The following is a 13,772-nucleotide window of genomic DNA, read 5'->3' as shown; positions in this document are numbered from 1 at the left end:
CTGCCTCCCGTACCCGCTGACGCCCGGAACCGTCCGCATGGACCACCGCGCCGGAGGAACCACGCGACGGACCGCGCCGGGTTCTGCGGTTTTCCACGGCGAGAACGGCAATCTCTCAAGAGGGTGTGCCCCACGGCCCCGGATCAACCACCGAGAAAGGCATGGACATCATGAGCGAAACGATCGCGGACGTGCAGATCCCGGACAGCACCATGGCGCGGGAAGCCACCGAACTGGTCCGTGAGGTGGCCTCACCACTCCTGTTCGATCACTCCCGGAGGGTCTTCCTCTGGGGCGCGCTGCGCGGCCGCGAACAAGGACTGCGATACGACCCGGAGCTGCTGTACGTGGGGGCGATGTTCCACGACCTGGGACTGACGGAGCGCTACCGCCGGACCGACCAGCGATTCGAGATCGACGGCGCCGACGAGGCGCGGAGGTTCCTGCACACCCACGGCATCACCGGTGAGGAGGCCGACCGCGTCTGGACGGCCATCGCCCTGCACACCACACCGGAGATCCCGCTCCACATGGCACCCGAGATCGCCCTGGTCACCCGGGGGGTGGAACTGGACGTGCTGGGCATCGGCTACCACACCGTCTCCGACGAACAACGCGCGGCCGTCGTCTCCGCCCATCCCCGGCCGGACTTCAAGAAGCGGATCCTGGCCGCGTTCACCGAAGGCATCAAAAGCCGCCCCGAAACGACATTCGGCAACGTCAAGGCAGACGTACTCGCCCATTACATGCCCGGATTCGTGCGCGGCGACTTCGTCGACGTCATCCTGAACTCCGACTGGCCGGAATGACCACCGGGCCGTGGTCGCCGCACCGCGGGGCGGCGACCACGATCCGAGGCAGGGCGGCCGGACGCCGCGAGCGCGACGACGCCCCCTTCCGAGGACCGCCGACGGCCTCGTCGGCGGTCGGCCGTCCGGCCCACACCGGGTAGCGGGCAGGCGCGGGCGGCGAACCGGGCGACCGGCACAGCCTCTCGTCCCGCCGGCCGCCCGGGACCCGCCCGGAAGACCGGGCCCCACACCTCCGGCTACGGAGAGACCACACCCCCGGTGACGCCCCCGGACACCCGCCCCGGCCGTCGGACCGCCCCACCACATGCGGGTGAATTCCCCGCTGAACCACGACGGCCTGAACAGGACGGCCATCGCCATGGCCGAGGATCTGAGCAGGCTCCGTGACGGCCCGGTGGAGAATCTCCGGCCCGAGCGCGCCGGTCGCGGTCGTACGGGACCACAGGAACAACCCCCTTCCGTCGGAACGGTGCGGTGGCGTTCGCACACCCGTCGCCGCTCACCGCCGATCCGGTCACCGGCCTCACAGCGAGCCCCGACCGAGCCATCAGCCGAGCCGACGCCGCAGCCCGTTCTCCGGGGCGGCGGGCAGGAGGACCATGCCCCTCACCGACGAACGCGTTCCCCTGCACCGCCTGACGTTCGCCCGGCCCGGTCCGCCCCGGCGCACCACACTGTCCGACGGCAGCCCCGCCTGGGTGTTCACCCGCTATGCCGACGTCCACCAGGTCATCGGCGACGGCAGGTTCAGGCGCACCCTGATCCGCGCCTCGCGGGACGGCGCCACCGCTCTCGTGGATTCCCCCGATGCCGTGGGGAAGCTGGACGACGTCCAGCACCTGCGGGTGCGACGCACCGTCCAGCGCGCCTTCGGTCCCCGCGCGGTCGCGCGCATGACCCCCTGGGTGGCCGATGCGGTCGACGAACTGGTCGACGCGCTCGCCGACCACGGCCCGCCGGCGGACCTGGTCGCCCACTACACCCGGCCGCTCCCCATCGCGGTCATGAGCAGGCTGACGGGCGTGCAGGACGTCAGCGACGCACGCCTGCTGCGCTGGACCGAGAACGCCTTCGCCACCGGGGCACAGGACCCGGCGGAAGTCGCCGAGGTCACACGCGAGTTCACCGATTTCACCATCGGCCTGCTGGCCGAGCGGCGACGCACCCCCGGCCCGGATCTGATCAGTTCCCTGGTCCGTGCGGCGGACGGGGAGGGCGGAATCCCCGAACCACAGCTCGTCAACCTGGTCAGCATCCTCGTCGTGGGCGGTTACGACACCGTGATGACCGTGCTCGGCAACTCCCTGCTCTACCTGCTCCACGAACGCCCCGAGGTCTGGACCCGCCTCGGCACGTCCGACGAGGAAGCGGCAGGGCTGCTGACCGAACGCCTGCTGCACCTGCTCCCGCTCGGCGACCCCACGGCCCACTCCAACCCCCTCCAAGCCGAGGAGGACATCGAGGTCGGCGGTGTCACCGTCCGGGCCGGGGAGATCGTCACCGTGGACCGAGGTGCGGCCGGCCGGGACCCGGCGGCGTTCTCCGACGAACCCTTCGACGACCTGTTCGCCCCGCTGGAGAGCCCGACCCTGGCCTTCGGCGGAGGGCGGCACTACTGCCTGGGCACCTGGCTCGCCCGCGCCGAACTGCGCCTGGCGCTGCACGCACTCGCCGCCCGCTTCCCGCACCTGCACCTCACCACCCCCGTGGACGAGATCACATGGCGCCGGGGCACCATCACGCGAAGCCCCTTGCACCTTCCGGCCCGCTGGTGATCCGGCCGGTGGTCGCCCCGCCGTACGCGAGGCCGGGCCCGGCGCGTCGGCGCGATCTGCCGCCCATGGCGATCGGTACCCCGACCGGCGGGCCGGGTGTGATCTGCCCCGACCCCGGTGTGTAGGAAGCCGTCGGCAGCGTGCGCCTTCGCCACGGCCTCGCGGCAGAACCGACCTGGCGCACACCGGGCCGCCTGCCCGCCGACCGCGGGCAGGCGGCCCGGTCACGTCGTCGCCGCACGCCTCTTACGGCGCGGGCCACGGCCCAGGTGCTCGTTCAAGTCCCTCTCCCCGGGACCCGGGGGTGCGACGCTCGACGACGGTCTCCGCGGGAATGCCCCGCCAACTCGTGCCCGGAGCGAGGTGCTCGCCCTTCATGAGCAACGACAGCGCGTCGAGCCGGACGCCCTCGCCGACGACGGAGTCATAGAGCACGACCGCTCGCGTGCCGATGCTCGCGCCGTCTTCGACCGTGACCGTCGACATCTTCATGACACGGTCTTCGAACAGGTGCGTCTGCAGTGAGGCGCGCAGACCGATCGCGGCGTCGTCCCCGATTCTCACGAGGTCGAACTCCGTGAGGAAGGTGGTGGCGATCCACGTGCCTCTGCCGATGTGCGCCCCGAAGAGCCGAAGGACGACCGGCAGATACGGCGTTCCGATGAGGAAGCCCGCACCGACCGGCACCGCGGCCGCTTCGAAGAGGCCGGTGACGAACTCGGTACGGCGTACGAACAGACTCCACAGAGGCTCGACCCGAGGACGGTAGGTGCCGATGACCAGACGCTTGACCACCGCGCAATACGTGATGACCACGAGGCTCGCGGCCATCACGAGGACGGGTGCCGCGAGCACGGGCACCAGCAGGCCCGGTCGGCCGGTCAACCACGACAGCGCCAGCAGATACAGATAGGCGCTCGTGCCGAGCACGGACGCGGGCATCGTGATACGGAAGAACTCGATGCCCAGACGCTGGAGCACCGCCGTGCGGGTGGGCCGGAACGTCAGTTCCTCCGGGAACGAGCCGCTGCTCTGGCGGACCGGCAGACGCATCGCCGGCGATCCGAGCCACGTGGTGCCGTCGGCCACGTCGTTCTGCGGCGGGACCGTACACACTCCGACCAGGGACCCCGGTCCGGTCCGTGTTCCCGCGAGCAGGAGGGCGGAGTTGCCGATGAACGCGCGCCGTCCGACCTCGGTGGGGCCGAACGCCACCCGGCCGGCCGCGAACGTGGCCCCTCCGATGCTGGCCAGGTCCGCGACGAAGCTGCCTTCGTGGAGGGTGAGCAGGTCCGGGTCGATGTGCGAGACGGTGGAGACCTCGGCGCTCCGGCCGATACGGGCGCCGAGCAGTTTCAGCCAGGGCACGGTGTAGAGGGTGGCGTACAGCGAGTTGGTGAAGGTGAGACTGACCTCCAGTAGTTTGTCCGACACCCACTTGCGTACACCGAGCCAGGAGCGCACCGGGTGGATGCCGACCGGCGCTGTCGGCAGGACCAGGCGCTTCCCGGCCGCGACGACACAGCAGACGGTGACCACGAACACGGGGCCGGACAGCGCGGTGGCGGCGATGCCGCCCGCGATGCCCCGGTTCAGCGTCGCCCACCAGAACAGCGCGATCCCCGGAAGGGTCGTCGCCAGTGCGGTGGTCTCCAGGAGCATCAGGCCGATGAATGACGCGGCGACATGATGTGCCCGCCATCGGCCCGCGCCCCCGCCGGTGCTCAACATGGTCTCGACCACGGGGGCCAGTGCCTTCACCTGGCGCGCGGGGGATCCGGCCCACCGGGTGCCGACGGTCACCTTCTCATCGGGGCCGATGGTGGACTGCTCGCCGAGCGCGGCGTCGGCCTCCATGCGTGCGCCCGGTTCCAGGACCGCGTTCCCGCCCACGAAGGCGCGCGAGCCGATCTCGATCGGGGCGACCGTGACCCACCCGTCCGATACTCGCCAGGTGGTGAGGGAGACCCCGTAGCCGATCGACGCGTCGCCGCCGATGCTCACCAGGCTCGGCAAGGTGATCAGGCCGGTGGCGATGGTGGTGCGTGGTCCGACGCGCGCGCCGAGCAAGCGCAGGTATCCCGCCATCAGGGAAGAACCGCTGAGCACCGGAAGCGGGGAGAAGCCGAGCAACAGGTTCGCCGTCCAGAGCCGTATGTAGACCAAGCCCCACAAGGGGTAGCGGCCCGGCCGGATACCGGCCGACAGCGGACGCACGAGGGCGACCGGCAGGAGCCAGCGCACCATCAGATAACTGAGATACACGCCGATCGTCGTCTGCACCGAAGCTTGGACCGAGATCTGGCCACCGTGCCGGCTGTACACATAGGCGATCGGAAAGCCGAGTACGAACAGCAGCACGTAGATGACGCTCAACTGAGCGGTGCCCGCGACGGCGATCCGGCGGGTGCGGTGACGGATCGGTTCGGGGCGCGGCGAAGCGGTTGCCCGGCCCGCACCGGGCCCGGTGTTCAGCCGAGGGGCGAGGTCGCGCACGGTGGGATACGTGTAGAGGTCGCGCAGTGTGGTGCTCGCACCGATGCCGCGGTCACGCAGGGCCGACACGACCTTGGCCGCCAGGAGCGAGTGCCCCCCGAGATCGGTGAAGAAGTCCGCCCGGACCGACAGGGTCTCGGGCGCGATCCCGAGCACCTCCGCCCAGACGTCCCGCACCCGCGTCTCCAGTTCGCCCTCGGCCGACACGAGTGGGCCGCCGCCGACCAGCCTCCGGCCGCTCGGCGTGGGCAGGTGTCTGCGGTCCACCTTGCCGCTGGACATGGAGGGAAGAGCCGGGAGGATGTCCAGATAGGACGGCACCATGTACACGGGCAGTCTGTGCCGCAAACGGTCGTGCAGCTTGGCGACGAAGGCGCTCTCGTCCCCCCGGCTTCCCGGGGCACGGACCACGTAGGCGCACAGTTCGCCGCTTCCCGCCGCCTCGGCGCGGTCGCTGCCGTGCGAACCGTCCGTCAGCGTGGTGACCGCCTCGACCACGTCGGGGTCCTCCAGCAGGGCGCTGTCGATTTCGCCCAGGTCCACCCGGTAGCCCCGGATCTTCACCTGGTCGTCGGCCCGGCCCAGGAACTCGATCTCGCCGTTCGGGGTCCTCCGGCCGAGGTCGCCGGTGCGGTAGAGCCTGCTGCCGGGCGGTGCCAGCGGATGCTCGATGAACCGGTCGGCCGTCAGCGCAGGCTGCCCGACGTAGCCACGGGCGACGCCGGGGCCTCCGATACAGATCTCCCCCACCTGGCCGTCGGGCACCCTTCCCAGCCGTTCGTCGAGAAGCACCACCAGGTAGGTCGGCAGCGGCTTTCCGATGGTCACCATTCGGTCCGGTCGCAGCTCCGCCCAGGTCGCGGTGACCGTGGCCTCGGTGGGGCCGTAGGTGTTGAGCATGCGGCGCCCGGGCGTGCTCCATCGCTCGACGAGTTGGGCGGGACAGGTCTCACCGCCCACCACGAGGGTGCGGATCCGGGGCAGTTCCGGAGGAATCGTCTCCAGCAGCGTCGGTACGCAGTACAGCACCGTGATCCGCAGGTCAGCGAGGAAATCGCCGAGTTCTGCTCCGATATGCCCGGGACCGGTCGGCCCTGCGACGAGGGTCGCACCGACCGACCACGTCGGCCAGATCTCCTCGATGGAGAAGTCGAAGGAGAACGTCATGCCCTGGTACACCCTGTCGTCCGGCTGCACGCCGTAAACCCCGGGCACGATGTCGAGAAAGTTGCAGATGCTCGCATGGGTGACTTCCACCCCCTTGGGCCTGCCGCTCGATCCGGAGGTGTACATGATGTACGCGGCAGGGTCGTCGTCCCTCGTGCCGCTGCCGGTGAACTCCGGCAGTGGCCGCGTCGCGGGCATACCGGCCAGTTCGTCGGCGCACGCATCCAGCCGGACCACAGGGCAATCGAGTTCGGCAGCGGCCGGTGCGAGAGCAGACGTGGTCAGCACCAAGTCCACCTCCGCGTCCCTGGCGATGTAGGCGAGCCGGTCCGGGGGCGATGCCGGATCGACCGGAACGAACACCGCACCGGCCTTCCCCACCCCGAGCAGCGCCGCATACGCCTCCACCGACCGCGGCAGCAGCAGCACGACCCTGGAACCGGGGCCGACCCCCAGCCCATGGAGAAAGTGGGCGATCCGATTGGCGCGTACTTCGACGTCGGCATAGGTCAATGCCTGGTGGTCGCACTCGAGTGCCGTGGCCGACGGGGCACGGTCGCACGAGGACTCGAAGAAGAAGTGCAGGCGGCGACGCCCCTCCTGAGACGGCGTCGAGCCCGGAACAGCCATCATCTCCGTGTCCTTCCCATAGGCGCGGGGCACACCAGCTGAGCCGAGGGCCCGGCGCGCCCCGACCGCCCACACCTCACCGTTGCCGCTCACCGGCTGGTGGACCGGTCGCCCAGGAGAGAACCGAGCGCCCTGGGCCGCCGGTGCCGGAATCGCCCGAAGGCGCTCCGCCGGTGCCGGGCCGGTGCTCCGCGGGGCGAGCACGCCGATGACGATAAACCGTGTCGTCGGCCATGCGGTGTCTTCGACCGCGACGGCGTCCGTGTCGTTGACCTGAAGGGGGGACCGCCGTCCGACCGGTTCCGCCGGTCCGCGACTCCACAACGGGCACGCACTTCACCGCAGCCGGTGCTCGTCCGCGCCGGCCGCACCGTACGTCGCCGCCAGGCGGGCACCGTCTTCCCGGCGGGCACCGTCTTCCCGGCGGCGCGGCACGGGCGCCGCGTCCTGCCCGGCGGTGAGCAGTCGGCCGTCCCACCGCACCGTCAGGCGGGCGGTGAGAGAACCGGGCGGCTCGGCCGTGCGACCGAGGAGTTGCTCCTCCCGGAACAGCAGCCGCGAGGCGGGGCGAGGCCCAGCACGTAGGACTGGACCAGAGTGCAGCCCCCGGTGCTGATCAGCGGTTGAGGGAGCCCGCGCAGACGGGCCCGTTCGCCGACGGTGAGCCTCGGGTCGTAGTCCGCGGGCGCGGGGATGGGACCGCGCAGGGCGATGGTGGCGGCGGCTGTGGGCACCTCCGGGTCGGCGTCGCTCCCGGCCTCGATGTCGGGCCCGAGACGGTGTCCTTCGAGTGGTGCGCTCATCGCACCGATCCCCCCGACGCGGGCGCGGCCGTCGCGGGTCCACGGTCTCCGGAGGTGGCAGGGGTCGTCGGAGTGCGGGAGCGGGAGTGTCGTCGTGCGGCCGGTGATCCCGATGGAGCTGGAATCGGATGCTCCGATGGCATGGGGACCAGAGGACAGGCATGCGGTCAGGAGGCTGATCGCGATTCCGGCCAGGTGGTCTCGGTGGCGAAGGGGCCGCCGTTGCCGAACGCGAGCCGTGCGAAGTTCTCGGCGATGCGGCGGTGCCCTGCGGGGTCGGGGTGGATCTCGTCGGGCAGCGGGAGTTCGGCGTAGTCCGCCTCGCCGTAGAGGTCGCGGCCGTCGAGGTGGTGCAGGTTCGGGTCGTCAGCCGCCCGTTGTTCGACGATCCGGGCGAGTTCGTCGCGGATGATGTCGAGCGTCAGGCGTCCGGCGGCGCGCTCGGCCGGATCGCCCGTGGCCTTGAACCGCAAGGACCCGCCGTCGAAGTCGGGCGCGAGAGGGCCGGGGGTGTCCTCCTGGACCGGGCACAGGATGGGGGACACGACCAGCAGCGGCGTGGTCGGATGTCCCTCGCGGATGGTGTCGAGGAAGCCGTGGACCGCGGGGACGAAGGCGCGCAGGCGCATCGCGTCGGTGTTGACGACGTTGATGCCGATCTTGAGGCTGATCAGGTCCGCGGGGGTGTCCCGCATCGCACGGGCGGTGAACGGGTCGACCAGCGCGCCGCCGCCGAACCCCAGATTGACCAACTCCACTCCACCCCGGGCAGCGGCCAGCGCCGGCCAGATGGCGGTCGGGTGGGCGGCGTTCGAGCCGTGGCTGATGGAACTGCCGTGGTGCAGCCACACCTTGCGCCCGCTGTCCGGCGCCCGTTCGACCGGGGCATCGGTGCGCAGGGCGATCAGCTCGGTGATCTCCGTGTGCGGAAGCCAGATCTCGACGCCCTTGTCACCCGCCGGCAGATGGGTGAACCGGGCGGTGCCGACAGGCCCCTCGCGCAGTTCGACGGACTGGGAGGCCATGTCGATCATGCGGACGTTGCCGCCGGTGACCGTGGCCTGGGCGGCGAGACGGCCATCGACCAGCAGGTCGTACACGCCGTCCGCCGGGGCCGGGAGGCCTCGGTAGATCCTCTTGGTGGGCAGCGTGTCCAGTTCGATCGTGGTGGCCCGGGTGCGGAAGGCCAACCGCACGCCGGAGGGCTGAGCCTCGGCCATGGCCAGTTGGTCGTCAGGGACTTGCCGACGGGCCCGGACGGGCAGCCGGTGCGGCAGCAGACCGTGCGCCGTGCGTTCCACGTCGAGGAATCCGCGAAGGATGTCTGCGGTGACGGGTGTGCTGATCCAGTCGTGCTCGGTGTTCATCGCCTCAGCCTGTTGATCAAGAGCTTCGGATTGTTGGGGGACGCCGGTGTGCTGTGCGGCAGATCCCTTCGGAGGTGGGGAGGCCCCCGAGGGTCAGGGTGCGGTGCGGTTCCGCAGCAGGGCGTCGAGGGAATCCACGATCCAGACCCAGGACTCCTGCGAGTCGACGGCGGTGTGGCTGAAGCCTCCGGCCATTTCCAGGCTGACGTAGCCGTGGAAGACGCTGCCCAGCATCCGGACCGCGTGCGTCTGATCCGGCTCCGTCAGGTCGTAGCCCCGCAGGATCGCCCGCGTCATCTGGGCGTGCCGAACGCCGGCGCTGGCGGCCGCCGTCTCGGGGCTGAGCCTGAGCCGGGCGGCGGCGTAGCGGCCGGGGTGCTCTCGGGCGTAATCGCGGTAGGCATCCGCGAAGGCGGCCAGGGCTTCCTTGCCGGCACGCCCGGCCAGGGCGGCTGCGACGCGGTCGGCGAGTTCCTCCAGCGCGAACAGGGCGATCCTGGTCTTGAGGTCCTGGGAGTTCTTCAGGTGCGAGTACAGACTCGCGACCTTGACGTCGAACCGGCGGGCGAGCGCCGAGACGGTCACCTGGTCGAAACCCACCTCGTCGGCCAGTTCCGCACCCGCCCGGGTCAGGCGCTCCGGGGTCAGCCCTACTCGAACCATAACCTTCCTCCTAATCGGCGATAGTCATTATTCATTTGCCTAACACCTTTAGGAAATCTAGCCTGCCGCTCATGAGACCGCTGACCGAGCAAGAGATCCGTGCCGCGTTCGTGAACTGCACCAAGGGTGAGGCGAAGCGCCTGTCCGTCCCCCGCGATCTGGCCGAGCGTCCCTGGGACGACCTGGACTTCCTTGGCTGGCGAGACCCGCAGGCCCCTGACCGGGCCTACCTCGCCACCGAATGGGACGGCCGCCCGGCAGCGCTCGCCCTGCGCTGCCCGAGCCCCGCCCTCCGGCAGGCGCGGCGCAGTATGTGCACGATGTGCATGACTGTCCATACCGGAGGGGTCTCGCTCATGGTCGCGGCGAAGGCGGGGAGAGCCGGGCAGCAGGGCAACTCCGTGGGCGCCTACATGTGCAGTGACCTCGCCTGCCCGCTGTACGTACGGGGCAAGAAGGACGCGGGCGTCGGTGGGCGGCTCCGCGAGTCGCTCACCCTGGAGGAGCAGATCCAGCGGACCGTCGCGAACCTTGCCGCGTTCATCGCCAAGGTCACCACATGAAGCATGACTTCGGTGTCCGGGAGGCAGGAGTGCCACAGACTCGACCCGAACCAGTCACCAATGGACGGTGTCGGCTCAGGGAACCGATGGCGGCTCTGATTCCTCTCGTGACCGGCTGTCGACGGCAGTGAAGGACTCGGCTGCGTGTCAGGGCTGAAGCCAGTTCGAGCAGCTGCTCGGCCCCTGGGGCGCAGTTGTTGTCGCGACGGGGCCTCGGCATGATGGGGGTCGCATACCGTGAATCGCCGCTGCCCCTTGGCTCCTCGTGATGGGTCCAGTCGGGATCCATGTCGCGATATAGCGCTAGTCTTCTACTCGCGCCGCTGTCTGCGTCGCGCGAAGACGTTCGACAGGACCAGGACGGAAGCATGTCGGGAGAGATTTCGCCAACCGGGAAGCGCTCCGGCCCGGGCTCGTCGCCCGAGCTGCGAGCCTCTCATGCCGACCGGGACCGAGTGGTGGATGTGCTGCGCATCGCAGCGGGGGACGGCCTGCTGACCGCGGACGAGTTGGACGAGCGCCTGGAAGCCGCCCTGTCGGCCCGGACTCTGAGCGAACTGACCACGCTCACCGCTGACCTGCCGCCCGCATCGGCTATGGCCGGCGTGACCGGAGCAGAGGTCAAGGACACAGTTCGGATCGAACAGGTCCACAGCGGCGCGGTCGAGCGCGTGGGTCGCTGGGTGGTACCGCGGAGACTGGAGCTCGCGGTGACGTTCTGCGGGGTGACGCTTGACTTCACTGACGCAGTGATCACGCACGACACCTTGCGGATCGACGTGGACATGACGGGGAAGGCCCTGACACTGATCACGAGGCCGGGCATCGTGGTCGATACCGATGGTCTGCAGCTGGCACACAGCAGGGTCAAGCACCGCCAGGTTCCGACGAATCCCGATACGCCGGTCACTCTGCGGGTGGAGCTGGTCGGTCGAAAGGCCCACGGCCGCGTGGTGGTGCGGCCGCCGCGCCGGACGTTCGGGCAATGGCTGCTGCGCAGGCCGGCGTCCCTTTCTGCAGGCGATTGACTCCATCGGTGTGAGCCGTCGGCGGGGCGGTCGCCGAGGTCTCCAGAACGGGGCGACGCCCGGGTATGGCGGGTGAGGTCGCTGCCGGAGCGACCGGGCGGCCGGCTGCGCCGTCACCGCAGGCGGAAGCGGCGCTGCCACATCGCGTCCCAGGCCGGGCACCGCCCCGGATCGGTCGCGTCCAGCTCGTCCCGTCGCGCCTCGCTCGTCGTCCCGGCCGCCGACCGGGCAGCGCGGCCCGCCGAACGCAGCGGTTCTGCGCAACCGGAGGGTGGGCGCGTGTCATCGGAGTCGGAGCGACCTGTATCACTCGTGGTCGCCGGGGCGGTCGCGAGTGACACAGGTCGACGACCGGGTCGCATCGGGAAGTGGCGGCGCTCCCTCGCGTCGTCAGGCGTCGGAGCGCCGAGGGCTCACTCTTGCCCTGTCCCGAGCCGCTCGGCCAGGAAGTCGATGATTTCGTTCCGGGCCTGCATGGTGGGGTGACCGTCCTGGTCGACGAGGTGTGCCGTGACGACGCTGTGGGCGCAACCGACGACATCGCGGAAGAAGGGCGGTGGGTTCGTGTTCGCCGTCCCGGCTTCGAGTACGCGGCCGTCGAATGCGTCCCCGAGCAGTGCTCGGTAGGCCGCGAACCGCTGGCCAGTGCACCACCTGTCGTTGTCGAAGCGGTAGGCGAGAACCTTCAACCCGTCTCGCGCTACGCGCTCGGCCACGGCAGCAGCGTCTTCGTCACTGATCTCCAGACCGCCGGCGTCGTCGAGCGGAAGCGAGGGATGGTTCACCACGGGCGCGATGACGGCCGGTTCGAGCGCCATGGTCAAGGCGAAGTTGCCGGTAAAACACAGACCGACGGCGCCGACGCCAGGCCCGCCACGTTCGGCGTGCGCCAGGCGAGCGAGGCCGCGCAGCCAAGCGACGACGGGGCTGGTACCTCCACCGGCAAACGCTCGGAACTCGGCGCTGACACACGCGCGTCGAACGATGGTCTCCTGTGCCTCGGCGAGCGGATAGGCACCGTCGACGCCGAAAAGGGAGGGCAGATACACGGAGAAGCCGGCATCGCGCACCCAACGCGCGAACCGAGCGACGTCGGGACTGATACCCGGCATCTCGGGCATGAGGATGACGGCCGGTCCTGACCCGGCAACGTACACGGTCTTGTCGACGTCGTCGACGCTGACGGCTCTCCGCGAAAAGTCGTCCAAGGGGTCGTTCTGCTCTCGCATGATTGTCATGATCGGGATCATGATGGAGGGCCGCCCCCCTGAGAAGCGGCGGCATCGCCATGTTTCCCGGTAATATCGCCACCTGATCCCGAGGTGCCGGAGGGCAGCATGAGTCCGCTGCGCGTTGGTGTGCTGGCCTACCCCGGCTGCTTCGCGTCGGAGGTGTTCGGAGTCCCCGACCTCTTGGCGATGGCCACTCACGTCGCCGCGGCACAGGGCTCGGTTCAGCCGGCCTACGCGGCGTCGGTCATCTCGCCCCGGCGGCGGGTGATCGCGTCCGGCGGCTCGGCCATCGACGTCTCGGCGGTTCGCCCGGTAGACGTTCTGATCGTGCCGGGCTTCGAGCTTTCGCCCATGCTCGATCTCGACGCGACACTCGCAAACCTGGGACCGGAAGTAGCAGCGATTCGATCGCAGGCGGCTTCGGGAACCGCTGTCGTATCGATCTGCGTGGGTGCCTTCCTGGTCGCTGAAGCCGGGCTGCTCGGCGGGCGCGAAGCGACCACGTCCTGGTTGTTCGCGGATCGGTTCGCCCGCCGGTACGCCGACGTGCGCCTCCGCTCGGAGAGCTTGGTCGTGACCGACCGGGGGGTGACGACCACGGCGGCCTTCAGTGCCATGTACGACTTCGCGCTGCAGTTCATCCGCGAGCACGACGGCCCCCGCGTCGCCCGCAGCACCGCGCGCATCGCGCTTGTCGATGACGCGCGCTCCACACAGGCTCCCTATGTCGACGCGCGGCTCATACCCACTGTAGGCGGGGAGTTCTCGCTCAGCGTCAAGCGGTGGCTCGACCAGAACCTCAGCGCTCGCTATGACCTGCCCGCCCTCGCCCAGGAGTTCCACGTAAGCACGAGGACCATGCTCCGTCGCTTCGGCGACGAAGCCGGCGAGACGCCACTCGCGTATCTGCAGACGGTCCGGGTGCGTCGAGCCAGACACCTGCTGGAGAAGACGGACAAGACCGTCGCAAGCATCGCCGCCGACGTCGGGTACCTCGACCCCGGGACGTTCAGCGGCATCTTCGCCAGACACACGGGCCAGCGGCCGGGGGAGTATCGCGCGATATTCCGTCGTCGCCGCGGTCGCCACGGGCCAACTCGACGAACGGAGAAGTGAGACTTGTCCGGACCGCAACGGGCCCCCTCCCAGGGCCCGGAGGGATGCGGGCCGTTCGCCGCGGTCGTGGGCGCGGTGGCCGCCGCCGGCGGGGATCTTCCGGGCTTCTTGACGCCGACG

At 70.0% G+C, this 13,772-nt stretch carries 10 protein-coding genes; 5 read left to right on the top strand and 5 right to left on the bottom strand.

All coding sequences use genetic code 11. The annotated features are described in order from the left end of the window. Positions 1-170: 170 nt before the first annotated feature. Positions 171-809 carry an HD domain-containing protein gene (locus tag ACIHCL_RS10020; protein WP_399859224.1) on the top strand — a complete coding sequence of 213 codons (639 nt, stop codon included), beginning with the start codon at positions 171-173 and terminating at the stop codon, positions 807-809. 602 nt (positions 810-1,411) lie between these two features. Then, the gene (locus tag ACIHCL_RS10015) at positions 1,412-2,587 is read left to right on the top strand and encodes a cytochrome P450 (protein WP_399859222.1); all 1,176 of its coding nucleotides are present in this window, start codon (positions 1,412-1,414) and stop codon (positions 2,585-2,587) included. Positions 2,588-2,833: 246 nt separating this feature from the next. Here the strand turns inward: ACIHCL_RS10015 and ACIHCL_RS10010 are convergent, their stop codons facing one another. From ACIHCL_RS10010 to ACIHCL_RS09995, 4 genes are all read right to left on the bottom strand, one after another. Then, positions 2,834-6,883, bottom strand: coding sequence for a Pls/PosA family non-ribosomal peptide synthetase (locus ACIHCL_RS10010; RefSeq protein WP_399859219.1), 4,050 nt, complete (start codon positions 6,881-6,883; stop codon positions 2,834-2,836). Positions 6,884-7,365: 482 nt separating this feature from the next. Next, the gene (locus ACIHCL_RS10005) at positions 7,366-7,683 is read right to left on the bottom strand and encodes an urease accessory protein UreD (RefSeq protein WP_399859216.1); all 318 of its coding nucleotides are present in this window, start codon (positions 7,681-7,683) and stop codon (positions 7,366-7,368) included. Positions 7,684-7,850: 167 nt separating this feature from the next. Then, positions 7,851-9,050: a GDSL-type esterase/lipase family protein gene (locus ACIHCL_RS10000; RefSeq protein ID WP_399859215.1), complete on the bottom strand. Its 1,200-nt coding sequence runs from the start codon at positions 9,048-9,050 to the stop codon at positions 7,851-7,853. 93 nt (positions 9,051-9,143) lie between these two features. Continuing rightward, positions 9,144-9,713 carry a TetR/AcrR family transcriptional regulator gene (locus ACIHCL_RS09995; RefSeq protein ID WP_399859213.1) on the bottom strand — a complete coding sequence of 190 codons (570 nt, stop codon included), beginning with the start codon at positions 9,711-9,713 and terminating at the stop codon, positions 9,144-9,146. 71 nt (positions 9,714-9,784) lie between these two features. Between ACIHCL_RS09995 and ACIHCL_RS09990 the strand changes: the two genes are divergently transcribed. Further along, positions 9,785-10,276 carry an FBP domain-containing protein gene (locus tag ACIHCL_RS09990; protein ID WP_399859211.1) on the top strand — a complete coding sequence of 164 codons (492 nt, stop codon included), beginning with the start codon at positions 9,785-9,787 and terminating at the stop codon, positions 10,274-10,276. A gap of 368 nt (positions 10,277-10,644) precedes the next feature. Further along, positions 10,645-11,304, top strand: coding sequence for a DUF1707 domain-containing protein (locus tag ACIHCL_RS09985; protein WP_399859208.1), 660 nt, complete (start codon positions 10,645-10,647; stop codon positions 11,302-11,304). 413 nt (positions 11,305-11,717) lie between these two features. On the opposite strand, the gene ACIHCL_RS09980 is transcribed toward ACIHCL_RS09985, so the two are convergent. Further along, positions 11,718-12,542, bottom strand: a complete 825-nt coding sequence (locus ACIHCL_RS09980) for a dienelactone hydrolase family protein (protein WP_399859205.1) — start codon at positions 12,540-12,542, stop codon at positions 11,718-11,720. A 99-nt stretch (positions 12,543-12,641) separates the two neighbouring features. On the opposite strand from ACIHCL_RS09980, the gene ACIHCL_RS09975 reads away from it, so the two are divergent. Further along, entirely contained in the window at positions 12,642-13,652 is a 1,011-nt protein-coding gene (locus tag ACIHCL_RS09975; RefSeq protein ID WP_399859203.1) for a GlxA family transcriptional regulator, read from the top strand. Positions 13,653-13,772 lie beyond the last annotated feature (120 nt).

Source organism: Streptomyces sp. NPDC052042 (assembly GCF_044548345.1).
Lineage (GTDB): Bacteria > Actinomycetota > Actinomycetes > Streptomycetales > Streptomycetaceae > Streptomyces.
This window is presented reverse-complemented; position numbering and strand designations above follow the sequence as displayed.